Annotated in this window: 17 protein-coding genes and 1 pseudogene; 9 read left to right on the top strand and 9 right to left on the bottom strand. The window is 67.4% G+C overall.

Features of this window, described 5'->3' with window-relative positions:
- Nucleotides 1–141 precede the first annotated feature (141 nt).
- The 3 genes from AVME950_RS00875 to AVME950_RS00865 are packed head-to-tail and all read right to left on the bottom strand — an operon-like array spanning nt 142 to nt 3,281.
- Nucleotides 142–1,077 (bottom strand): DMT family transporter, encoded by a 936-nt coding sequence (locus AVME950_RS00875; protein ID WP_284428397.1) that lies wholly within the window; start codon nt 1,075–1,077, stop codon nt 142–144.
- Nucleotides 1,074–1,670 carry a methylated-DNA--[protein]-cysteine S-methyltransferase gene (locus AVME950_RS00870; protein ID WP_284428396.1) on the bottom strand — a complete coding sequence of 199 codons (597 nt, stop codon included), beginning with the start codon at nt 1,668–1,670 and terminating at the stop codon, nt 1,074–1,076. Before AVME950_RS00870 ends, AVME950_RS00875 begins: the two co-directional genes overlap by 4 nt.
- Before the next feature lie 54 nt (nt 1,671–1,724).
- Nucleotides 1,725–3,281, bottom strand: a complete 1,557-nt coding sequence (locus tag AVME950_RS00865) for a DNA-3-methyladenine glycosylase 2 family protein (RefSeq protein WP_284428395.1) — start codon at nt 3,279–3,281, stop codon at nt 1,725–1,727.
- A gap of 239 nt (nt 3,282–3,520) precedes the next feature.
- On the opposite strand from AVME950_RS00865, the gene AVME950_RS00860 reads away from it, so the two are divergent.
- From AVME950_RS00860 to AVME950_RS00850, 3 genes are all read left to right on the top strand, one after another.
- Nucleotides 3,521–4,909: a phosphomannomutase/phosphoglucomutase gene (locus tag AVME950_RS00860; RefSeq protein ID WP_284428394.1), complete on the top strand. Its 1,389-nt coding sequence runs from the start codon at nt 3,521–3,523 to the stop codon at nt 4,907–4,909.
- Between the two features lie 67 nt (nt 4,910–4,976).
- Nucleotides 4,977–5,783, top strand: coding sequence for a carbon-nitrogen hydrolase family protein (locus AVME950_RS00855; protein WP_284428393.1), 807 nt, complete (start codon nt 4,977–4,979; stop codon nt 5,781–5,783).
- Nucleotides 5,780–7,159 carry a 3-deoxy-D-manno-octulosonic acid transferase gene (locus AVME950_RS00850; RefSeq protein ID WP_284428392.1) on the top strand — a complete coding sequence of 460 codons (1,380 nt, stop codon included), beginning with the start codon at nt 5,780–5,782 and terminating at the stop codon, nt 7,157–7,159. Before AVME950_RS00855 ends, AVME950_RS00850 begins: the two co-directional genes overlap by 4 nt.
- Nucleotides 7,160–7,414: 255 nt before the next feature.
- Here AVME950_RS00850 and AVME950_RS00845 read toward each other — a convergent pair whose 3' ends face one another.
- The gene (locus AVME950_RS00845) at nt 7,415–9,271 is read right to left on the bottom strand and encodes a hypothetical protein (protein ID WP_284428391.1); all 1,857 of its coding nucleotides are present in this window, start codon (nt 9,269–9,271) and stop codon (nt 7,415–7,417) included.
- Nucleotides 9,272–9,471: 200 nt separating this feature from the next.
- On the opposite strand from AVME950_RS00845, the pseudogene AVME950_RS00840 reads away from it, so the two are divergent.
- The 6 genes and pseudogenes from AVME950_RS00840 to xopAU form a co-directional block, all read left to right on the top strand.
- Nucleotides 9,472–10,294: pseudogene (locus AVME950_RS00840) on the top strand (IS3 family transposase); the annotation flags it as partial.
- Nucleotides 10,295–10,618: 324 nt separating this feature from the next.
- Nucleotides 10,619–11,554 (top strand): hypothetical protein, encoded by a 936-nt coding sequence (locus AVME950_RS00835; RefSeq protein ID WP_284428390.1) that lies wholly within the window; start codon nt 10,619–10,621, stop codon nt 11,552–11,554.
- A gap of 8 nt (nt 11,555–11,562) precedes the next feature.
- Nucleotides 11,563–12,036, top strand: coding sequence for a hypothetical protein (locus AVME950_RS00830; protein ID WP_284428389.1), 474 nt, complete (start codon nt 11,563–11,565; stop codon nt 12,034–12,036).
- A gap of 180 nt (nt 12,037–12,216) precedes the next feature.
- A complete protein-coding gene (locus AVME950_RS00825; RefSeq protein WP_284428388.1) occupies nt 12,217–14,910 on the top strand; it encodes a bifunctional acetate--CoA ligase family protein/GNAT family N-acetyltransferase in 2,694 nt (897 codons plus the stop codon).
- Nucleotides 14,911–15,363: 453 nt separating this feature from the next.
- A complete protein-coding gene (locus tag AVME950_RS00820; protein ID WP_284428387.1) occupies nt 15,364–15,762 on the top strand; it encodes a nuclear transport factor 2 family protein in 399 nt (132 codons plus the stop codon).
- A 162-nt stretch (nt 15,763–15,924) separates the two neighbouring features.
- On the top strand, nt 15,925–17,463 hold the full coding sequence (gene xopAU, locus AVME950_RS00815; RefSeq protein ID WP_284428386.1) for a serine/threonine protein kinase: 1,539 nt from the start codon (nt 15,925–15,927) through the stop codon (nt 17,461–17,463).
- A 74-nt stretch (nt 17,464–17,537) separates the two neighbouring features.
- Here xopAU and AVME950_RS00810 read toward each other — a convergent pair whose 3' ends face one another.
- The 5 genes from AVME950_RS00810 to AVME950_RS00790 form a co-directional block, all read right to left on the bottom strand.
- A complete protein-coding gene (locus AVME950_RS00810) occupies nt 17,538–19,133 on the bottom strand; it encodes a hypothetical protein (protein WP_284428385.1) in 1,596 nt (531 codons plus the stop codon).
- Nucleotides 19,134–19,444: 311 nt separating this feature from the next.
- Nucleotides 19,445–20,776, bottom strand: a complete 1,332-nt coding sequence (locus AVME950_RS00805; protein ID WP_284428384.1) for a TolC family outer membrane protein — start codon at nt 20,774–20,776, stop codon at nt 19,445–19,447.
- A gap of 72 nt (nt 20,777–20,848) precedes the next feature.
- The gene (locus tag AVME950_RS00800) at nt 20,849–21,193 is read right to left on the bottom strand and encodes a rhodanese-like domain-containing protein (RefSeq protein WP_284428383.1); all 345 of its coding nucleotides are present in this window, start codon (nt 21,191–21,193) and stop codon (nt 20,849–20,851) included.
- Between the two features lie 28 nt (nt 21,194–21,221).
- Nucleotides 21,222–21,932: a protein-L-isoaspartate O-methyltransferase family protein gene (locus AVME950_RS00795; RefSeq protein WP_284428382.1), complete on the bottom strand. Its 711-nt coding sequence runs from the start codon at nt 21,930–21,932 to the stop codon at nt 21,222–21,224.
- A 31-nt stretch (nt 21,933–21,963) separates the two neighbouring features.
- Complete coding sequence (locus tag AVME950_RS00790) at nt 21,964–22,659, bottom strand: TetR/AcrR family transcriptional regulator (protein WP_284428381.1); 696 nt, start codon at nt 22,657–22,659, stop codon at nt 21,964–21,966.
- Nucleotides 22,660–22,667: the final 8 nt, after the last annotated feature.

Genomic DNA, 22,667 nt, shown 5'->3' with positions numbered 1-22,667 from the left:
GTTCATGACCATGGCAGAGCAGCGCCCGCAGGAAAGTGGGCGGCCGGGCGCCTCTCTCGGGGTTTTCCGGAAGGCGGACGTCACGGGGCCGATGGGGCATGCGCGGGTGCGCGGGCGCCCCCCGCCGGCCTTTGCGGTTCGTCAGCCCGCGCCGGTGCGCCGCCGCGGCCCGATCAGCCCGGTGGACAGCATCGTGCCGCACACGATCACCAGCCCGCAGCCCACCATCCACGGCGTGACGGCCTCGTGCAGGAACACCGCGCCGTAGAACACCGCGAACACCGGCGCCAGGAAGGTCACCGCCAGCGCCCGGCTGGGCCCGGCATGGGCGATCAGGCGAAAGTACAGGATGTAGGCGATGCCGGTGCACAGCACGGCCAGCGCCACCACCGCGGCCCAGGCGCGCAGGCCGGGCGCCTGCGCGGGCCAGAACCAGATCGCCGGCAGCGCCAGGCCCAGAGTCGCGCCCAGCTGGCTGCCCGTGGCCGTGGTCAGCGGCGGAATGCCCGTGAGGTAGCGGCGCGCGAAGCTCGCGGCCACCGCGTAGCACGACGAGGCCAGCAGGCAGGCCCCGAGCGCCCAGCCGGCGTGCCCCGTCTTCAGGCCCACGCCCGCCGGCGCCCGCCAGGCCAGCAGCGCCACGCCGATGAACCCCAGCGCCAGCCCGAGCCAGCGCAGCCGCGTGATGCGGTCGCCCAGCCACACCCAGGCCACCAGCGCACCGAAGAGCGGCACCGTCGCGTTCAGGATGGACGTGAGCCCGGTCGCCAGGTGCATCACCGCCCAGGCGAACAGCGCGAACGGAATGGCGGAGTTGATCAGCCCGGCCAGCATGATCGGCCGCCAGTGCCGGCGCAGCGCCGGCCACTGGCCCTGGCGCAGCAGGATCGGCCACAGGAAGAGCGTGGCCAGGCCCACGCGCAGGCCGGCGGCGGGCAGCGCGCCGAACTCCGCCGCGCCCAGCCGCATGAACAGGAACGAGGCGCCCCACAGCGCCGACAGCACGATGAACTCGCCCAGCCACGCCCTGGGCGCCGCGCCCACGGCACCCGGCGCGCCGGCCGCCCGCGCGCTCATGCCGTGGCCCCAAGGGCGGCAGGTGCTTCGCCGGCAAAGAGCGGCAGCGTGCCCGGTCGGTCGTTGTGCCCCCCGCTGCCGGGCGGCACCGCGCCTTCGCGCTGCAGCAGCCAGGCCTTGCGCGGCAGCCCGCCGGCATAGCCCGTCAGGCTGCCCGCCGAGCCCACCACGCGGTGGCACGGCACGATCACGCTCACCGGGTTGCGGCCCACCGCCGCGCCCACGGCGCGCACGGCCAGCGGCCGCTCCAGCAGGCGGCTCAGGGCACCGTAGCTGGTGGTGGCGCCGCAGGGAATGCCCAGCAGCGCCTGCCACACGGCCTGCTGGAACGGCGTGCCGCCCGACAGGTCCAGCGGCAGGTCGAAGCGGGTGCGCCGGCCGTCCAGGTATTCGTGGAACTGGGCCGTGGCCCGCCGCAGCAGCGGGTGGGCGTCTTCCACGGGCCAGGCGCCGGGGCCGTCGAGCAACGCTTCTGGCTGGTGGCGCTGCCCGTCGAACCACAGGCCCGACAGGCCCAGCGGCGAGGCGGACAGGCGCACGTCGCCCAGCGGGGTGGGCGTGCGGCTTTGCACGGTGAGGGGATGGAACTGCATGATCGAATCCAAGGTAAAAAGTGGCTCCAGCACAATGAATGCGCCGGCATATTGCTATGTTTTTGATAGTGATTGCGGGGTGGGCGCCCCCGATGCCGTGGGCGTGCCCCCCAGCGTCCACGCCCGGATCACCGCATAGCTGCGCCACGGCCGCCACGCGTGCGACGCGGCCGTGGCCGCCTGGGCAGCGCGCGGCGCGCCCTGCACGCCCAGGGCCTTGTGCAGCGCCACGTCGCCCGCCGGAAACGCATCGGGCCAGCGCAGCGCCCGCATGGCGATGTACTGCGCCGTCCAGTCCCCGATGCCCGGCAGCTCGCACAGCGCCGACGTGGTGGCCGCCACATCGGCCGCGCCGTGCAGCGCCAGGCGCCCGCTGTCCACCGCCTGGGCCAGCGCCACGATGGCGGCCTGCCGCTGGCGCACGATGCCCAACTGCCCCAGCGCATCGCCCGCCGCGCCGGCCAGCACCGCGGGCGAGGGGAACATCCGCGTCAGCGCCGGCCAGGGCGTGTCGATGGGCTCGCCGAAGCGCTCCATCAGCCGCTGCGCCAGCGTGCGGGCGGCGGCCACGGTGATCTGCTGGCCCAGCACGGCGCGCACCGCCAGCTCGAACCCGTCGAACGCGCCAGGCACGCGCAGCCCGTCGCCCTCGGGGAAGGCACCGTGCAGTACCGCGTTGATGGCCTGCGGGTCGGCGTCCAGGTCGAGCAGGGCGCGCACCCGCGCGATCACCAGCGGCAGCACCGGGTGCAGGTTGTCGCTGGTCTGCAGCAGCACCTGGGGACGGTCGGGGTCGAACCGGGCGCTCAGCCAGCCGGCATGCACCTGCCCGCCCACCACCAGCCGCACCGTGCGGCGCAGGGCCTGCTCGCCCTCGGTGGACACCGACTCCACCGCATGGATCTGCCGCTTGGCGAAAAACGCCAGCAGGGCCGGCACGTCCAGCGGCGGCCGGTAGGCCAGGCGCACCGTGCTGCTGGCGCCACCCGCCGCCGTGCCCGCGCCGGTCTTGCGCAACTGCGTGGGATTGAGCCCGTAGTGCCCGGCAAACGCCGCATTGAAGCGCCGCACGCTGCCGAAGCCGCTGGCCAGCGCCACCTGCGTGACGGGCAGGTCCGTGTCGGTCAGCAACTGCTTGGCGGCCAGCAGGCGGCGCGTCTGCAGGTATTGCAGGGGCGACACGCCCAAAGCCGTCTCGAAGATGCGGCGCAGGTGCCGGTCGCTCACGCCCAGCCGGGCGGCCAGGCGCTGCAGGGGAGACGGGCCGGTGGCGCTGGCCTCCCACGCGCCTTCGCCCTCCAGCAGGCGCAGCGCCTCGCGCACCAGGATGTCGGGCGCGTCCTGCACCGACCAAGCCAGCGCGCGCGGCGCCAGTTCGGGCCGGCAGCGCAGGCATGGCCGAAAACCCGCGCTCTCGGCCTGGGCGGCCAGCACGAAGAAGCGGCAGTTCTCGCGCCGCGGCGTGCGCACCGCGCACACCGGCCGGCAGTAGATGCCGGTGGAGGTCACGCCGGTGAAGAACCGCCCGTCGAAGCGCGCATCCCGCGCCGCCATCGCCCGGTAGCGGGCATCGTCGGCATCGGGGGCCAGGGGAGGGCGGGAGGCAGTCATTGCAGGGCCATCATAGGCCGGCGACGTGGCAGCGCTGGCCGTTTCCGGACATGTGCCTGACGCGCTGGGGACGCGCCCGGCGCGGCCGAAGATGCGGCGCCGGCCTACGCGCCGCGGCCCCGGCGGCGCCCGACCCCGCGCCTACAATGCCGCGACCCCGTCCAACGAGAAGGGGCGCCGCAGCGCACCGTGCGCCCGCCGCGCCCCGCGATTTCTCCCGAACCGCGAAGGAACCCCCTGTGCAGCCCACGCCCGCCATCTTCAAGGCCTACGACATCCGCGGCATCGTGCCGAGCACCCTGAACGACGAAGTGGCCCGGGGCCTGGGGCGCGCCTTCGGCACCGCCGCGCGGGCCGAGGGGCAGACGGTGGTGGCCGTGGGGCGCGACGGCCGCCTGTCCGGCCCCTCGCTGGCCGCCGCGCTGATCGCCGGGCTGGTGGACGCCGGCATCGAGGTCATCGACATCGGCCCCGCCACCACCCCCATGCTCTACTTTGCCGCCCACACCCTGTGCCACAGCGGCATCCAGGTCACCGGCAGCCACAACCCCAAGGACTACAACGGCTTCAAGATGGTGCTGGCCGGCCGCGCCATCTACGGCGATGAGATCCAGGCCCTGCGCCGCACCATGGAAGAAGAAAGCTGGACGCTGGCCCAAGGCGGCAGCGTGCGCCAGGCCGACGTGCTGCCCGCCTACGTGCAGCGCATCACCTCCGACGTCAAGCTCGCCCGCCCCATGAAGATCGTGGTGGACAGCGGCAACGGCATTGCCGGCGCCTCGGCCCCCGGCATCTTCCGCGCGCTGGGCTGCGAGGTGATCGAGCTGTTTTCCGAGGTGGACGGCAATTTCCCCAACCACCATCCCGACCCCAGCAAGCCCGAGAACCTGCGCGACCTGATCGCCACGCTGCAATCGAGCGACGCCGAACTGGGCCTGGCCTTCGACGGCGACGGCGACCGGCTGGGCATCGTCACCAAGGACGGCCAGAACATCTTTCCCGACCGCCAGATGATGCTGTTCGCCCGCGACGTGCTCTCGCGCGTGCCCGGCGGCCACATCCTCTTCGACGTGAAGTGCACCCAGCGCCTGGCCCCCGCCATCACCGAGGCGGGCGGCCAACCCGTCATGTACAAGACCGGCCACTCGCTCATCAAGGCGCGCATGAAGGAACTCGACTCGCCCCTGGGCGGCGAGATGAGCGGGCACATCTTCTTCAAGGAACGCTGGTTCGGCTTTGACGACGGCACCTATGCCGGCTGCCGCCTGCTCGAAATTTTGAGCCGCGAAAGCAACCCCGGCGCTGTGCTCAACGGCCTGCCCACCAGCCATTCCACGCCCGAGCTGAACGTGTCGTGCGCCGAAGGGGAGCCGCACCGCCTGACCGCCGAACTGCAGGCCCTGGCCGCCGAAACCTTCGCCGCCCCGGCCGAGATCAACACCATCGACGGCCTGCGCGTGGACTGGCCGGACGGCTTCGGCCTCATCCGCGCCAGCAACACCACGCCCGTGCTGGTGCTGCGCTTCGAAGGCCACACGCCCGAGGCGCTGGCGCGCATCGAAGCGGCCATGCTCGCGCTGCTGCACCGGGTCAAGCCCGACGCGCACGTGGGTGCCGCGGCCCACTGATCGTTCGCCGCCAGCCGCCTGCCATCCACCGCCCGCTTCACGGACCATCCGCCCCTTGAATCCCCCCGTGTTCCCACCGCTGTACACCGTGGCAGCGGCGCAGTCGATCTCAATCCCCGGCGATGTGCCGGCCAACGTGCAGGCGCACCTGGCCATGGTGCAGGCCGCCGCCCAGGAAGGCGTGCAACTGCTCGTCTTTCCCGAGCTGTCGCTCACGGGCTATGAGCCCGACCTGGCGGCCCGCCACGTGCTCGGCGCGGACGACGCCGTGCTGGCGCCGCTGCGCGAGGCAGCCCGCGCCCATGGCATGGCCGTGGTGGTCGGCGCGCCCGTGGCCCCCACCGTGCCGGGCGGCCTGCCGGCCATCGGCGCCTGGGTGTTCGAGCCCCATGGCCGCGCCGCCCTGTACCGCAAGCGCCACCTGCATCCCGGCGAAAACACCTTCGCCAGCCCGGGCACCGAGGATTTCCACGTGCGCCCCCTGGCCGGCCAACCCACTGCGCTGGCCGTGTGCGCCGACACCACGCACCCCGAACACGCCCGCGCCGCACGCGCAGGCGGCGCGGCCCTGTATGCCTGCGGCTCGGTGATCTCCGAAGGCGCCCATGCGCGCGAGACCGCGCAGCTGCAGGGCTACGCCGCCGAGTGGGGCATGGCCGTGCTGCTGGCCAACCACGGCGGGCCCACCGGCGGCTACGCCTGCGCGGGCCGCAGCGCCTTCTGGGCGCCGGGTGGCGCCTGCGTGGTGGCCGCCCCGGGCACGGGCACCTGCCTGGTCATCGCGGAGCGCGATGGCAACGGCGATGGGTGGCAGGGCCGCGTGCTCCCCACAGAACCCAGCCGGCCCGGCACCGCGGGCGTGGCAGGGCAGTGACCCCCGCCCGCGCCCTGTACTCGGCCATCACCTGGCTGGCCCAGCCGCTGCTGCGCGCCAAGCTGCGCCGCCGCGCCGCCACCGAACCCGGCTACGGCGTGGCCGTGGAAGAACGTTTCGGCCACTACCCGCAGGCGATGGACAGCCTGGCCCCCATCAGCACCACCGGCCTGGGCAACCCCTTCGTCTGGGTGCATGCCGTCTCGCTGGGCGAGACCCGGGCCGCCGCCATCCTGCTGGCCGAGCTGCGCCAGTTGCTGCCCGGCATGCGCCTGCTGCTCACCCATGGCACCGCCACCGGCCGCGCCGAAGGCGAAAAACTGCTGCAACCCGGCGACGTGCAGGTCTGGCAGCCGTGGGACACGCCCGGCGCGGTGCGGCGCTTTCTGCAGCAGTTCCGCCCCGAGATCGGCATCCTCATGGAAACCGAGATCTGGCCCAACCTGCTGGCCGGCTGCCGCCAGCGCGGCATTCCCGTGGTGCTGGCCAACGCCCGCCTCAACGCAAAATCGCTCGCCGGCGCACGCCGCCTGTCATGGCTGTCCCGCCCCGCCTACGCGGGCCTGGCCGCCGCCTGGGCCCAGACCGAGGCCGACGCCGAGCGCCTGCGCGCGGCCGGCGCCCGCGTGCAGGGCGTGTTCGGCAACCTCAAGTTCGACGTGGTGCCCGACGCCGCCCAACTGGCGCAAGGCCGCCAATGGCGCGACGCCACCGGCCGCCGCGTGGTCCTGCTGGCCAGCAGCCGCGAGGGCGAAGAAGCGATGTGGCTGGAGGCCTTGCAGTCAAAACGGCCTCCAGCGCAAATAACACCAGGGCATTCTGCTATCAATTCAGGAGTATCCGGCGCAGGGGCCTCGGCGGCAGCCCTGCCCGTGCAGTGGCTGGTGGTGCCACGCCACCCCCAGCGCTTCGCCCAGGTGCGGGAGCTGATCGAGGCCGCCGGCCTGACCGTGTCGCCCCGCAGCACCTGGGGCGCCGCACCCGGCACCGCCGACGTGTGGCTGGGCGACTCGCTGGGCGAGATGGCGCTGTACTACGGCCTCTCGCACGCGGCCCTGCTGGGCGGCAGCTACGCGCCGCTGGGCGGCCAGAACCTGATCGAGGCGGCAGCCTGCGGCTGCCCGGTCGTGACGGGGCCGCACACGTTCAACTTTGCCGAGGCGGCACGGTTGGCTTGCGAAGCGGGGGCGGCGCTGCGGGTGAAGAACATGGCCGAGGGGGTGGGTGTGGCGGAGGCGCTGGTGGGGGATGCGCCAAGGCTGGAGGACGCGCAGGGCAGGGCGGTGGCGTTTACCAGCGCGCACCGGGGGGCGGCGTTGGCGACGGCGCTGGCTGTGGCGCAGATGTTGCGGGTGCAGGTGGGTGCTCAGTTGTAGAACTAACTGGCGTTAGCGGTTGGCAGAGTGTCTGGCGGTGAGTCGATTGCCATTACTGGTTAGTTTGCCTTGTTGACTTCAGTAAATAAGGTTCGTAACGTGCAGAAAGCCCGCGGTCAAGCCATCTGCACGCAACTATTCGCTGATACCAGCTTTGCAGCAGGTGGGTCAGGTCATAGGCATACAGCGTTTTCGCGGCTCTCAGCGACCAGCCGAAAGCCACAAGTTCTCAATAGCCAGGTCGGTAAATATCAATTAATTTTTAACCGGCGCAAGCAGCTTCGAACTGATTTGAGCGCACCCGCCTAAGATCGGACTGCCGTAGTAGCCATCCTTGATGAGTTCCTCGTAATGGTTCTTCCAGTTTTCGTCAATTGCGAAGATATCAACTGATGCAAGTTTCGATATCTCACCAGCTGATCGTCGAGGGGACGCCACCCACACTCGGCCTTTCTCGTCAAGTAGCAAAAGGTCTCCCGGGTTGGTAGTCGGCAAAAAATGAGTTCCGCTCTCGTAAGTAAAACATCCCGCACTAACCATCCTTTTTGCAACGAACCTTTGAAGCTCGCGAAGGGATACGGCAGGATTATCTGTGGGAAAGGGCGGCCACTCGTCTTGCCCGGATGGAGCTGCGAACTGAATGTCTGAGTCGGCGCTGAGTTTTTTCATAAGGCGCTCCCTTTCCTCCAATCGAGGCTCTGTCACCGCTTTACGGAAGGCATCAAGGAAAGGTACGCCAGTCTCATGCCAAACACTGTAATTTGCATCTTCCGTTGCATATCGCTTTCTAGCGTCAGCATACTTAAATTTAGGGGGTTCAGCCTTCCAAATGGCTCTGATAGTCTGGAGGACTTGACCATGATCACCTGCGCAAGTATCGAGTTCTGTCTTATACCAACCAGATGCACGTGTCTTATCCATGGCCAGATATAGCGTCACTGCTCTATCTCCGAGAGAAAATCCAGCATTTCTCGTTCGGGCTATTAAAAGGTTACACGCATTCTTGACATCGTTAAGATCCTTTGCTTTCGACAAAGCCGTCAATTCTGGCTCGAGCAACTGACCCACTGTCGGCACACCTGCTTGATTTGGATGATTGAATACGCTAACGGGAGAAATATCAGTCGGACTTGGCAAACCAGTCTTATCATTCGGCACCCAGTCAAACGCTGTCGAATAATGACTGAAGCGCAATTCAATTGTGAATTCTGGGCTGCGGGGTCTTTGGTCATTTTGAAATTTTGGAATGGCTTGCGCATCGGATTCGCCCGAGCTGGCTATATCCGAAAAAATCGGGAAAACGATTTTATCAATACTACGCAGGGTCTTCCAGCCATAAGTATCTCCATATAATCCAGGAGTCACGCCACTGTTAGAGTTGTCCCATGTTCGCTCAATTTGTTTGAATGCAGGTTGAGCAAGTGCTGAAGTCAGGCCGGCGACAGTAGATGCTGCACCTCCCGTTGCAAAGACAGTAGCAACGCCTAATACCGCTTGAGCGGGCCCTACCAAATTGACTTTGCTTTCGCTTGTGGAGCGAACGGAAAGCTCTATTTTTGGAGAATGCACACTAGCAAGAGGGGGCTCCAAACGAGCCAAAGGAACCAAGGTCATCCCGCCATCGAGAATAGTAAATGGCAGACATCCCCCTGGGTTAGATCGGCCGTCCAGGATTGCGATGGGAATATCTCGCCCTTGAAGTGCAGATGAAATATTGGTCAGTCTTATAGAGACCGTGAGCTGCATTTCCTCTTTTGCAAAAATCTTTAGAAAGCCAGCATTTCCTAGCGGCACGCAGCCGTTCTTCAAGGAACTGATAACTTCTATCTTGACGTAGCCATCATCCCCGCCACCATTTTTAAGCCAAGCAGACTGGTTGGTAACGTCTAGCGGTATAGCGGTAGGTTTAGGTGTAGAAAAAAATATTTGCTTTGCTGAAGCAGGGAAAGAAGAGAAAACAGCTAATGTGATCAAGCAAGCAGCAAATATTACTCTAAAAAAGTCTTGTAGCAAACTTTGGATGATTTTTCGGATTTTCACAATCAAACTGTCGTTGAATAAGAATACTTTTGAATATTTTCGAATATGAATGTAATCCACGAAGTAAGTCATATACCCCCCTGTATAAAAAGTTGATTGAGTTTTTTGCGCCAGTCTCTCACGGCGTTACGAAATGTCAATAGATGTATGCGATCATGACTCGTGAACCTGGGCTTGCTTCAGCCTGACTTTGATACTGAATCGCCCAGAGTTTTCTAGACACCTCGAGCCTCAAACCTGAGGCTCGATAGGAGGTGCCATAGCAAGCAGATATCCCCGAAGAATTCAAAGCTGAAGCGGTCAAGCAGATCACCGAGCGCGGCCACAAAGTGGGCGACATGTCGGCCCAGTTGGGCGTGAGTCAGTACAGTCTTTATCAATGGATCAAGACCCCCCATGCCGGTCGGTGATCGGTAGGCACAGACCCCGCAGCCAGGCGAAACTGCGACGGCTGAAGGCCGAGCTTGAGCGTGTCACCGAAGAGAGCGATATCCCAAAAAAGGCCGCGGCGTCTGTGTCAAGCAGTCCGGGTGAGGTACGCGTTCATAGAGCGCTATGAACGCGAGCACAGCGTGCGCAGGCATTTGCAATGCCATGGCCGTTCATCCCAGCGGCTACTACGCCTGGAAGACCGAGCCGACGAGTCTTCGTGGCAAGGACGATCAACGTCTGTTGGACCTTCTCAAGCACGCTTGGCTGGAGAGTGGCGGCGTCTACGGCTACCGCAGGCTGACGATGAACATGTGCAATCTGGGCGATACATGCAGCAAACATTGCGTGCTCGTCTGCCCAAGCTCGGGGGGCTGCGTCCCAGACGGGCTACAGTCGACTGCCTGCAGATCGTAGAGGCAAGCCTGCTATGGTTGCGCTCGATCACCTGCAGCGACGCTTCATCGTCAGCGAGCCAACCAGTCTTGAGTCACAGACATTACCTAGATCTGCACCCACGAGGGCTGGCTGTACCGGAGCGTGGTGATTGAGTTGTTCTCTCACCACGTGTTCGAGCGGCACCATTTCCAATGGCTCAAAGTGTCTAGGGAAACCGGGGAGATTCAGATGGCTGCCTGTGTGACCCGCTGCTTCCAGCGTTGCCCGGACGACTGGCTGCGCGCTGATTCATTCCTCCACTGGCGCTCGGGGATTTCAGGTTGTCCGAAACACTGTTTTTAAGTACAGTCTTTCAAGTTCTCTCCCATCCTTCGTGGCGCTCTGACGACCTGGGCGGCGCATGGAGCCAGTTCGGCGTGAGACACCCCACCGTACCTCGGCCAACCCAGGCCGTACAAGGGCCGAAACACGTTTTCCACTCCACCGCGAAGCCAACTGTCCCGCCCCTTGGCTCCGCATCCATCGCCCGCCGCCTCACACCTGCCAAGGGGGACGCACGCTGGCCATGCAACCCTTTCAGGAGGCAAAGCAATGCGAGTCAAATTCATGGGATTCCGGTTTGTCCTTCAACCGCAAGGCCCCCTATCGCTGGAGACCTTCGCGCAGGCCCTTTCCGCCCGGGGCTACGATCCCAGCGCGCCCGCGGATGGGCAGCGCCTGTTCTTCCTGAACGATTCGGCGGACCCCGACTACCACGTGGGCGTGGTCATCACCGTCAAGGACCACAAGACCTATTGCGAACTCGTCCGGGCGCCCACCAACATCCTGGTGCGCGTGGCGCAGGTGCGCCGCGACGCCAGCCTGATGGATTTCAACTTCTTCGTGCTGCACAAGCGCACGGGGGCGGGCATGTACCAGTACTACCACCACTCCTGCAGCGTGAGCACCTTCTGCCATCTGGCTGGCACCCATTTCAACCAGTACAAGGAGCAGGCGATCGCCGAGAAAATCGCGGCGGCTGGTGGCAGTGAGTTGACCGAGGCGCGGCGCGTCAAAATCCGACGCGAGCACAATGCCCGCTTCTCCTGGGAAGTGCTGGTGCGGCAAGAGGCGCTGCAGTCCATGATCGAAGAACTGGAGAAGGTGAAGAGTTTCGAATACGTGGTCGCCACGCCCGAGGTGCCGCAGGCGCAGTTCAAGGCCCACACGGCCTACATCAAGAACCGCTCCAGCAAGATCACCTTCGTGGCGGGCACGCCCGGCAAAATGCTGGCGGCGGCCATCCAGGCGTGCGTGAGGGCGGAGCGCCCCCAGCGCGGCCGCATCGAAGGGGTGGATGCCCATGGCGTCGAGAAAGTGATTTCCATCTTGGACAACCCGGAAAATTTCGGCGAATACGACTACGACCAGCTGGCCTCCAGGCTCGACCAGCTGGACGTGACACGCTTTTCCACCGCCTGGGTGGTCGAGGAACTGCTGCGGCAGTGCCGCGAGCACCGCCACATTTTCGAGATGCCGATGCGATGAGGCGGTATGTGCTCCAGGCGCTGCTGTTCTCGGCCGCCGTGGTGGCCGGTGTGGTCTTTGGAGTGCCCGACGCCGATGGGGCCATGCAGTTCTATGGCGAGAAGATCCGCGCCAGCCTGTTCACGGGCCTGCTCACCACGGGCAGCTTCCTGCTGTCGCTCAAGATCTTCATCGTGGTCAAGTTCAAGGAGACGGTGTTCGACACGCCGGGCTACCGCGAGCTGTTCGCGCAGCTGAAAAAGATCGACCCGCGCATCCGGCGCTATGCGCAGGTGCGCAATGTGAGCAACCTGATTTTTGCGTCCATCGTCTCGGCGCTCATCGGGGCGGCGGCGCAGGTCACGCTGGGCCTGTTGGACGTTTTTGCCTGCTTTCTGGCCTGCGTGGCGATCGCCGCGTTCGCCGGGGCCATGCTGTTCCAGACACTGTGGCTGGTGCACGCGATCATCTCGGACTGGCTGGACCGCACGGAGGACCTGTAACGGCCGTTTGACGGCTGCCAGGAGCCACGGCGCGTGCCTGGCGGCGCACATCACCCAGCGCCGGGGCGCCCACGGTGGCCGCGATGCCGCAAAATGCCAGCCACTGGCGCCCATTCGTCCGTCCTGGCCGACCGATGCGATGGATTGCCCGTCTGTCTGCTTGCCCGCTGCCTGCCTGCCATGATCGAAAAACACTACCTTACCCCGCTCTTCGCCCCCAGCTCCATCGTGGTGCTGGCCGGCCGGGCCGATGCGCCCGAGTCGCTCACGCCGTGCGCCCGCGCGCTGCACACCGCGCTGCGGGCGCAGCGCTTCAGCGGCACGCTGCAGTTCCTGGACATCCACACCAGCGGCACGCTGGCCGATCTGGCGCAAACTCGGGCGGACCTGGCCCTGATCGCGCTGCCGCCCGAGGATGTGGTGGCGGCGCTGGAGGTGGCCGGGCGCATCGGCTGCCGCGCCGCGCTGGTGATGTCGCACGGCATGGACGCGGACCAGGCGGCGCGGCTCAAGCACATCGCCCGGCGCGAGGGCATGCACCTGCTGGGCCCCAACTCGCTGGGCCTGCAGCGCCCGCACCTGCAGCTCAACGCCAGCGCGGCCGGGCCGCTGGCGCGGGAGGGGTCGCTGGCGCTGGTGTGCCAGTCGGGAGCGCTCACCGCGTCCATCCTGGACTGGGGCACCAAGAACGCGGTGGGATTTTCCACGGTGGTGTCGCTGGGGCCGAACACCGACGTGGACATCGCCCAGGTGCTGGACTTCCTGGCCAACGACGCGCGCACCCAGAGCATCGTGGTGTACATGGAAGGCATCTCCAGCGCGCGCCGCTTCATGAGCGCGCTGCGCTCGGCGGCCAACGCCAAGCCGGTGGTGGTGCTCAAGGCCGGGCGCAAGCCGGCGGGCAACGAGGCGGCGCACACGCACAGCGGCGCCATCGTGGGCAGCGACGACGTGTTCGACGCGGCCCTGCGCCGCGCGGGCGCGGTGCGGGTGCGGTCGTTCGTGGAGCTGTTCTCCGCCGCCAAGTGCCTGGCCTCGCGCTACCGGCCGGTGGGCCGGCGGCTGGCCATCGTCACCAACGGCGGCGGGCCGGGCGTGCTGGCGGCCGACTGGGTGAACGAGATCCTGCTGCAGTTGGGCCGCCTGTCGCCGGCCTCGGCCGAGGCGCTGGCCCCGCAGCTGCCGCCGCTGGCGTCCCTGGCCGATCTGATCGACGTGTCGGAAGAGGCGGGACCGGAGCATTTTCGGCGTGCGGTGGAGGCGGCCGAGAAGGACCGCCAGATCGACGGCGTGCTGGCCATCTATTCGCCCAAGCCGGGCACCGATGCCGCCGCGGTCGCCACCGCGCTGGCCGAGACCAAGCGCCTGATGGGCAAGCCGCTGCTGGCGTGCTGGATGGGCGATGCCTCGGTGGGCCCGGCGCGCGAGGTGCTGCGCGCGGCCGCCATTCCCAGCTTCCGCACGCCCGAGGCGGCCGTGGGGGCCTTCGGTAATATTGCTTCGTTCTACCAGAACCAGCAGTTGCTGCAGCAGACGCCGCCGCCACTCACCTCGCTGACCAAGCCCGACATCGAGGGCGCGCGGCTGATGATCGAAAGCGTGCTGGCTGAGCGCCGGCACGTGCTGACCGAGATGGAGTCCAAGACGCTGCTGGCTGCGTTCAACGTGCCGGTTACCAAGACGCTGCTGGCGCGCAGCGCGCACGAGGCGATGATGATCGCCACGCAGCTGGGCTTTCCGGTGGCGCTCAAGATCGATTCGCCCGATGTGAGCCACAAGTCCGACGTGGGCGGCGTGGCGCTCGACATCCACACCGGGGCGGCGGCGCGCGATGCCTATACCGACATGGTGCAGCGCGTGGCCCGCCTGCAGCCGGGCGCGCGCATCCAGGGCGTGACGGTGCAGAAGATGGCGCGCGCCCGGCGCGGGCGCGAGATCTGCATCGGCCTGGTGACGGACGACCCGTTCGGCCCGGTGATCACCTTCGGCGCGGGCGGCACGATGATCGAGCTGATCGACGACCGCGCCATGGAGCTGCCGCCGCTCAACCAGTTCCTGGCACGCCGGCTCATCGAGCGCTCGCGCGTGGCCGAAACGCTGGGCGAGTGGCGCGGCGCCAGCGCGGCCAACCGCGAGGCGCTGGAGCAGGTGCTGCTGCGCGTGTCCGAAATGGTGTGCGCGCTGCCGCAATTGCGCGAGATGGACATCAATCCGCTGATCGTGGACGAGCAGGGCGCTGTCGCCGTGGACGCCCGCATCGTGGTCGGCCACGCCGCGCAGTCCATGGGCGGGCGCAGCGAGCATTACAGCCACCTGTCCATCCTGCCGTACCCGGCGCGCTACGAGCAGGTGTGGCCCCTGCGCGGCGGTGGCGAATACCTGGTGCGCCCGGTGCGGCCCGACGACGCGCAGATGCTGCAAAAGCTGGTCAAGGAACTGTCGCCCGAGAGCCGGTACTTTCGCTTCATCTCGCAGATCGCCGAGCTGCCGGCCTCGATGCTGGCGCGCTTCACGCTCATTGACTACGACCGCGAGATGGCGCTGGTGGCGGTGTACCGCGAACGCAGCGCGGGCGAGGACGGCGAGATCATCGGCACCGAGCGCATCGTGGGCGTGTCGCGCTACGTGACCAACCCCGACCAGTCCAGCTGCGAGTTCGCGCTGGTGGTGGCCGACGACTTCAACGGCCGCGGCCTGGGATCGCGCCTGATGCTCAGCATCATGGACGTGGCCCGCGACCGCGGCCTGTCCGAGGTCGACGGGCTGGTGCTGGCCAACAACCCCAGCATGCTCAAGCTGATGCGGCGCCTGGGCTTCGAGGTGAAGGCATACCCGGACGATCCGGATTTCAAGCTGGTGACGCACCAGCTTTGAGGCGCGCCGGCAGCGCCAGCGTGCCTCTCCGCATCACAGGGCCGGACGGGGCCGCGCCGGCCCGCACGCCGCCCGTCCCGCCCCGCGTTCTGGTGGTTCTGCCGGCCCCAGGCGATCAGGACCGGCATGGGCTGCAGAAACGAATGTCCCAACGGCGTGACCGCATCGTCGACCCGGGAATCAGCGCTTTCAGCGCGCTGCAGCGCAAGGTACCGCCGGCTCCCTGCTTGTTCCGCAAGAGCGGACCGGCGAACATCGCAGCACCCGGGCGGCACCCGGCACCCGGCACCCGGCGCTCTGCGATTGGCCCATGGCCCGTCCCTTCTCGCAACCCGTTACCCCAACCGATCCATGAAAACACAGCTCACCCACCTTCTGCTGGCGCTGGCCGCCTCCCTGCCGCTGGCCGCCGTGGCGCAGGTGCCCGTTCAGCCCGCGGCCGACTAGGCGCCGTTGCTGGCAAGCGCGGACCCGGCACTGCGCGCCAACAAGCGGTTGGTCTACGACTTCTGGCGCGAGGTGTTCGAGGCCGGGCAAGTGGCCCAGGCCGAGAAATACGTGGCCGAGTCGTATATCCAGCACAACCCGAACGTGCCCACCGGCCGCTCGGCCATGGTGGGTTTCATCCAGCGGCGGAACCCCACGCCGAAGCCCGTGGAGGATCGCATCAAGGCGCCGCTGGTCTCGATCGTCGCCGAACGCGACATGGTCATCCTGAGTTTCGTGCGCGAGTACGCCGAGCCGAAGGACCCGACGCGCCAGTACACCACCACCTGGTTCGACATGTTCCGCATCGAGAACGGCAAGATCGCCGAGCACTGGGATGGCGCGGTGAAGCCGTCAAACCCCTGAGAGGCGGCAGCAGGGGACAGTGGCCCGACCGTCGGCGCACCTGCTGGGTCCGGGAGATGCGTTCGCCATGCAGCGCATCGGTTCGCGCCGGCGCGGATGGCACCGGCCTGGCTGGGTTGTAGTCAAGGCCCCTGCCGCATCCCCTCCGCACGCTCCCCCTCCATGATCTCTCATCCGCTCTCTGCAAGCCCCCAACGCAGTGCGGCGGAGAGCCGAGAATCCGACAGCCAGGCGACCCCGCCCCCCGCCAACCTGGGCACTCCTGCCCCCGGGGCCAGCCACCCGTCGCTCCTGCTGGAGCGGAGGCGGCGGACACTGGGCGAGCGGGCCAGCGAAGGACTGCGGTTCAATGCGCAGCTTCCCGCGCTGGGCGACCGCATGGCCGGGTGGTTCAGTCCCCGCTCCTTGCCGGGGGTCGGCAGCCCGTTGTCGACGCCCCGGTCCAGCCCGGGCGCGAGGGCGTTCTCCAGCCCGCCTTCGATCCTCACGGCCCTCCTGGACCCACCCACGCCGGTGGCGCGGCACCGGGCGTCCGATTCCTGGAATGCTGCCCTGGCCCTGGGCCAGGAGAGACGGCTCCAGAGCGTGATGCGCTCGACCAGCCCGGGCGTGGTGCTCAGCCCGCGCCTGGTGCGCAAGCTCAGCCAGCAGTGCAGCGCGCCGGACCTGGTGGAAAGACTCGCGGCGATGAAACCGGGCGCGGCGGACATCGGCAACGGCTTCACCGCCGTCGCGCTGGAGCCTTCCGGCGACGGCACTTCCCATGCCGCACAGGGCCTGCGGCGACTGGGCGCAGGCGCCGCGGGCACGGCCTACGCGGTGCGGCTGTCCGAGAACTTCTGGCGCGATGGCAAGGATTGCGGGCGGGATTTCGTGTTCAAGGCCATGCTGAGCACCGATCCTGCCAACCCTGCCTCCCGCACGCTGTACGACACGCTGGGGGAGGGCGCGGACCCGACCGATGCCATCGCGCAGGAAAAGGCCAAGATCCACAAGGAATACCAGGTGGCGGCGGCGCTCGGCGACACCGCCCAGGTCATGCGGGTCTATGGCCTGGTCCAGATCGGCAGCCTGTTCGGGATCCTGGCGGAGAAGATCGAAGGCCCCAAGGTCAGCCAGGTGATCGACTTGTCCCGCCAGGCGCTGAACCAGGGGAACATCAAGCCGCTGGAGTACCTGGCCCTGGCCTGGGAGATGGTGGCCGACGTGCTCATCGGCGCCTCGCGTTTCGCCGACGAGGGGGTGGTGCACCAGGACATTTCGCACAACAACGTGCTCTACGACGAGCGCCAGAAGATGTTCCGGCTGATCGACATGGGCCTGGGGGTCGAGAAGGGCGAGCCCCTGCGCATGGGCACCTGGGGATACGTCGAAATGCGTGCCTCGGCCAGCCACCACAAGCGCGACGTCTACAGCGTGGCCCAGTTGCTCGTGCATTTCCTGAAATCGCCGGACTTCCCCATGGGCCTGATCGGCATCAGCAGCGCGTCTTCGGTAGAGACCTTTCCGTTCATGGATGCGTTGAGGACTTTGCCGGTAAAAAGCAAGGAGGACATCGTGCAGTTCTTCAACCGTATGGTCAACAGGCGGCTGGACGAGCGCGCCAGTGCAGAAGAACTGCTGCGTGCCCCGTTTTTCAGCGAACTGCCGCCACGAGACGAGGTCCATGCCATCTATCAGCGATCAAAGCGCGCGGCTTGAAAGCACACTGCCGAAAGCATTTCGGAAGATTCACTGCGCCAACGTGGGCCCGATACGGGATGGGATGGCCCCGGTCATGGCACTGTGGTGCACCGGCGGCGGCTGGCCAGCTGGCTGCCTGCCCGCCATGTCTGCAATTGCTCCGGCACCCCGTGCAGACGCTGGCTGCAGTACACGTCCAGCCAGCTTAGATGCGAATCGGAGGCAAAGATGGCAACCCCTTCCTCGCGCTGCAGCAGGCTGACGAAACCGCGTCCGGCCTGGTCCTCCTGCCGAGCGACGGTATCGGGAACCCAGGTGAACGCACCCAGCGAATACAACCGGTATCGCTCACGCACGGCGGCAGTGCTGAACGGCGGGTAGACCGCCTCGAACGGGAAGGCGGCGCCCCAGACCACAATCGATCCCGACGGCAGCGAATCCAGTTCTCTGCGCGCCTGTTCGTCCTTGTGCTGCAAGGCTTGCCAAAAGCCGACGGCCATCCAGGCGCCTACCATAGCAGCCACCATCACCGTGGCGAAGACGACGGGGCGCCGTCGATGGCGCCCACCACCGTTGAAGAGCAACGGCGCGACGGTCAGCAGGGCCATCAGCGGCACATACACGCGCAGGACGCCAGGCCGGCCGAGCAGCCCCATCATGAACACGGCAGCGATGCACAGCAACCAGGTCGCGGCCACCTTGCGATTCGGCAGCAGCAGGCCGAGCAAGAACGCTGCGGCCAGCGAGACCCGAAGATCCGGCTGCCACAGCGCGCGAACCCCTTCCCAGCCCGAGGCCAGCGCGTCGGTGCGCAGTGCCAAAAAGCCGACATCGGCCAGCATCGCCTTCAAGGCCATGGGATCGGCCAGGCGTGGGTCGGAGAAGAACCAGTTGCCTACCAAGGCCAGGTCGTTGGCCGTGTAGCCGTGCCGGTCCAGGATCTCGGGACGCGTGATGAGATGTTGTCCGGCGCCGAAATCGGTGAATGCCGCCCGCACCAGGTTCAGGTCGTTGAAATCCTTCCACTCCGGCGCCCTGTAGGCCTGCCAGTCCAGCCATGCGGCAGCCAGCAGGGCCAGGGCGAGCACGGCGAAAGCCCAGCGTGGCGCGTGGCCTCGTGCCAGCGCACGCCAGGGCAACAGGGGCAGGGCGACCAGCATGACCAGCATGCATTCATGGCTGCGCACCATGGCGCTGAGAAACAGCAGGCCGACGCTCAGCCACAGCACCGGCATCTGTCTCGCCTGGGCGAAAACGTTCAAGCAGATGACGGCGGCAACCGCCATCAAGCCCGCGTTGACCGTGAACTGGGGGAGCAGCAACGGCCGGACCAGCAGGAAAACGACCACGCTTCCCCCCAGCAACCAGCCGTGTCCGAGGCTCCGCAGGCCGTACAGCACGGCCGTGCCGACCGCAACGAGAACCGCGAACGTCGCCACCACATAGCCGCTGATGCCGCCCAGCGAAGGGATGAGGCGCACGGTGTGGCCCCAGACCACATTGGAAAAAATCAGGTTCGGCGAGCCGCTGGCGGCCATGCCGTAGCCGTGCGCCACCATCGCCATGCCGACGTCGTCATTGGTCTCCCAGCGTGGGGGATGGCTGGCGCACAGTGCCAGCACCGCCAGGGACACGGCCAGGAACGCGCCCAGCCACCAGCGGTGTGCGACGGGGAGCGGCTCAGCCACGGGCTTCGTTCGGCACGCACCAAGGCGTCCGTGGCAGGTCGGACAGCCGACCGCCCGGTGAACGCAGATGCAGACCTTTCAAACGCCGGGGATGCACCCATGGTGCGTTCCGCCAGGCACGTTGTCGATGCGCAGCGCGGCCGGTGCCACAGCACGCGGCGTTGGGTCGAAGCAGAAAAGTCATATTTTCTCAATGGTGGGGGCGGCACCGCCGATGCCTTCGAACGCCAATGTCCCAGACTCGGCAGCTGCCTTTCAACAGTCGCAATCGCAGGATGCGGACGGTGGACGGGCCAAGGGCCGGCAGCCTCTCAGCGCACCGTCAGCGCGTCGATGGCCAGCAGATCGTCCTGCGACAGCGTGCCCGCCGCCTGGCGCAGCTTGAGCGTGCCCAGCAGCACGTTGTAGCGGGCCTGGGCGAGGTCACGCTTGGTCTGGTAGAGCTGGCTTTGAGAGTTGAGCACGTCGATGTTGATGCGCACGCCTACCTGGTAGCCCAGCTGGTTGGCCTCCAGCGCGCTCTGGCTGGAGGCCTCGGCCGCCTCCAGGGCGCGCACCTGGCCCTGGCCGGACTGCACGCCGTAGAACGCGGCGCGCGTGGCCTGCGCCACGGTGCGGCGGGCATTGTCCAGGTCGGCCAGCGCCTTGTCTTCGAGCGACAGGGTTTCCTTCACGCGGTTCTGCACGGCAAAGCCTGCGAACAGCGGCAGCGTGAGCTGCACGCCCACGGTGGTGTTGTTGGTGCGGGAGTTGACGTTGGGAATCGTCGGCGTGCCCTTGGGGTTGCGCGAGACGCTGTAGCCGGCCTGCAGGTCCACGGTGGGCAGGTGGCCGGTTTCGGCCTTCTTCGTCTCCAGGCGGGCCACGTCGAGCGCGATGGCGGCCTGGCGCACCTGCGGCTGCAGCTCTTCGGCCGAGCGCACCCAGGTGCCCACGTCGGCAGGGGCGACCTCGGGCAACCGCACGGGCTGGGCCAGCGGCTGCGGCGCCACGCCAGGGCGGCCCACCACCTGGTCGAGCGCCAGCTGCTTCACGCGCAGGTCGTTGTCGGCGGCGATCTCCTGGGCGACGACCAGATCGAAGCGCGCCTGCGCCTCGCGCGAATCGGTCACCGTGGAGGTGCCCACCTCGAAGTTGCGCTTGGCCGATGCCAGTTGCTCGGCCACGGCGGCTTTCTGGGCCTGCACGAAGGTGAGGGTGTCGCGCGCGGCCAGCACGTCGAAATACGCCTGGCTGACCCGCACGATGAGGTCCTGGGCTACGCCTTCGAGCTGGGCCTGCGCGATGTCGATGCCGCGCTGGCCCTGCTCGAAGGTGATGCGGTTGGCCGGGCGGAACAGCGGCTGCGAGGCGGTCAGGCCCACGCTCTGGCTGGGGGCGCTCAGGTCCACCGGCGGGCGGTTGACTTCGGTCTTGGCGTAGTTGGCCCCGGCGGAGAGGCCGGCGCTGGGCAGCAGCCCGGCCCGGGCCTGCTCGGCGCGGCTGCCGGCGGCGTCGTACTGCGCCTTGGCGGCCTGGAAGGGCGCGTCATAGCCGCGCGCCATCTCCACCAGTTGGGACAGGCTCTGGGCCTGCGCGCCGAAACTGGCGAGCGCAGCGGCCACGGCCAGGGACAAGGGAATGCACCGAAGCAAGGTCGTCATGAACGTCTTTCAGGAAAAGGAAGGCGTGGCGCCCCACGCTGCCGGGCCCGATGCCGCGGCCACGGGGATCGATCAGTACCGGGGGACCGCCGCGTCGCGCTCGTGCGACCAGGCATCGATGCCGCCGCTGATGTTGGCCACGCGGTCGAAGCCCTGCTGGTCGAGGTAGTTCGCCACGCGCAGGCTGCGCACGCCGTGGTGGCACAGGCAGGCGGTGGGGCGATCGCGGTCCAGTTCGGCCAGGCGCGTGGGCAGCTCGCCCATCGGGATGGCGGCCACATCGAACCCGTCCTCGGCGGCGACGCTCGCGGTCTGCAGCTCCCACGGCTCGCGCACGTCCAGCACCAGCGGGCGGGCACCGACGGGGGTGGCGGCGAGCCACTCGGTGAGCTGGGCGGGGCGGACGTGGTCGATCATGCGGATTCCTGAGAAAGACGAAAAGGGATCAGAAGGTGAAGCGCGATGGCTCGGGGAAGTGCAGCAGGCGCGGGGCGATGGTGTCCCACGGCTGCGTGGTCTCGAAACGGTCGCCGGTGCGGCGGACGATGGTGGCGCGCATCATCGGCTCCTGGCCGACGATGGCGGCGAGCCGGCCGCCTTCGCTCAACTGGGACAGCAGGGCCTGCGGCACCTCGCTCACCGAGCCGCTGAGCACGATCACGTCGAAGGGGCCTTGCGCCGCCGCGCCCTGGGCACCGTCGGCCTGGCGCACTTCGGCGTTCAGCACGCCGGCGCTGCGCAGGTTCTCACGGGCGAACTCGACCAGGTCCGGCTCGATCTCCAGCGCCAGCACCTGCGCGGCCCGGTGGGCCAGCAGGGCCGCCATATAGCCCGAGCCGGCGCCGATCTCCAGCACCCGGTCGGTCGGCTTGACCTGCAGGTCCTGCAGCAGGCGGGCTTCCACGCGCGGGGCCAGCATGCACTGGCCCAGGCGCTGGGCCAGCTCGTTGGAGGCATTGAGGGGGATCTCCATGTCCATGAACGCCATGCTGCGGTAGGCGGGCGGCACGAATTCCTCGCGGCGCACCACGGACAGCAGGTCCAGCACGTCGGTGTCCAGCACGTTCCACGGGCGGATCTGCTGCTCGATCATGTTGTAGCGGGCCTGCAGGATGGGATCGCTGATGTTGGCGGACGTGTTCAGGGGCATGTTCATGGGGTTACTCCGGGCGGGATCGTGGATCGGGTCAACCCTCGATTTTAGGGGCCGCGGGCGGCGCGGCCACCGGCACGGAGAGCCCGCACAGGAGGTTGTCCACCTGCGCGGCGATGAAGCGCTCGGGAGAGAGCCGCTCCAGGTCGGGCATGCAGGCCGTGGAGTGCTTCCACATCGTCATGAAGATGAGCGGCGCCAGCACGATGTGGATGCCGCAATCCATGTCGGGCACGCGGAACTCGCCCCGGTCCACGCCGCGCTGCAGGATGCGGCCGATGAGCCGCTGGCCGGGCTCGACGACCTCGCTGCGGTAGAACGCCACGATGTCGGGAAAGTTGTTGGATTCGCCAAGCATCAGCTTGGTGATGCCGGAGGCGGGTGTGGCGCCGATGCGTTCCCACCACAGCTGGTAGGCGTAGCGCAGCAGTTCGGCGGTGCTGTGGGGGTACTGGTCGATCTCCAGGTCCCACTCGGGGAAGTGGCGGCCGATGCTCTGGCGCACGACTTCCTTGAAAAGGTCTTCCTTGCTCGGGAAGTACAGGAACAGCGTGCCCTTGGACACCCCGGCGCGGGCCGCGACCTCGTCCACCTTGGTGGCGGCGTAGCCCTTCTCGACGAAGAGTTCCAGCGCGGCGTCCAGCAGTTCGCCCGGCCGTGCCTCCTTGCGGCGCTCGCGCTTGGAGGCCTCGGTGGACGGCGGGGGGGCGGGGGAGGGAGACGAATTCATAATTAATG

Source organism: Acidovorax sp. SUPP950 (genome assembly GCF_030158935.1).
In the GTDB taxonomy this organism is placed as follows: Bacteria; Pseudomonadota; Gammaproteobacteria; order Burkholderiales; family Burkholderiaceae_C; genus Paracidovorax.
The sequence above is the reverse complement of the archived record's forward strand: the minus strand, read 5'-3'. Positions and strand labels throughout refer to the sequence as shown.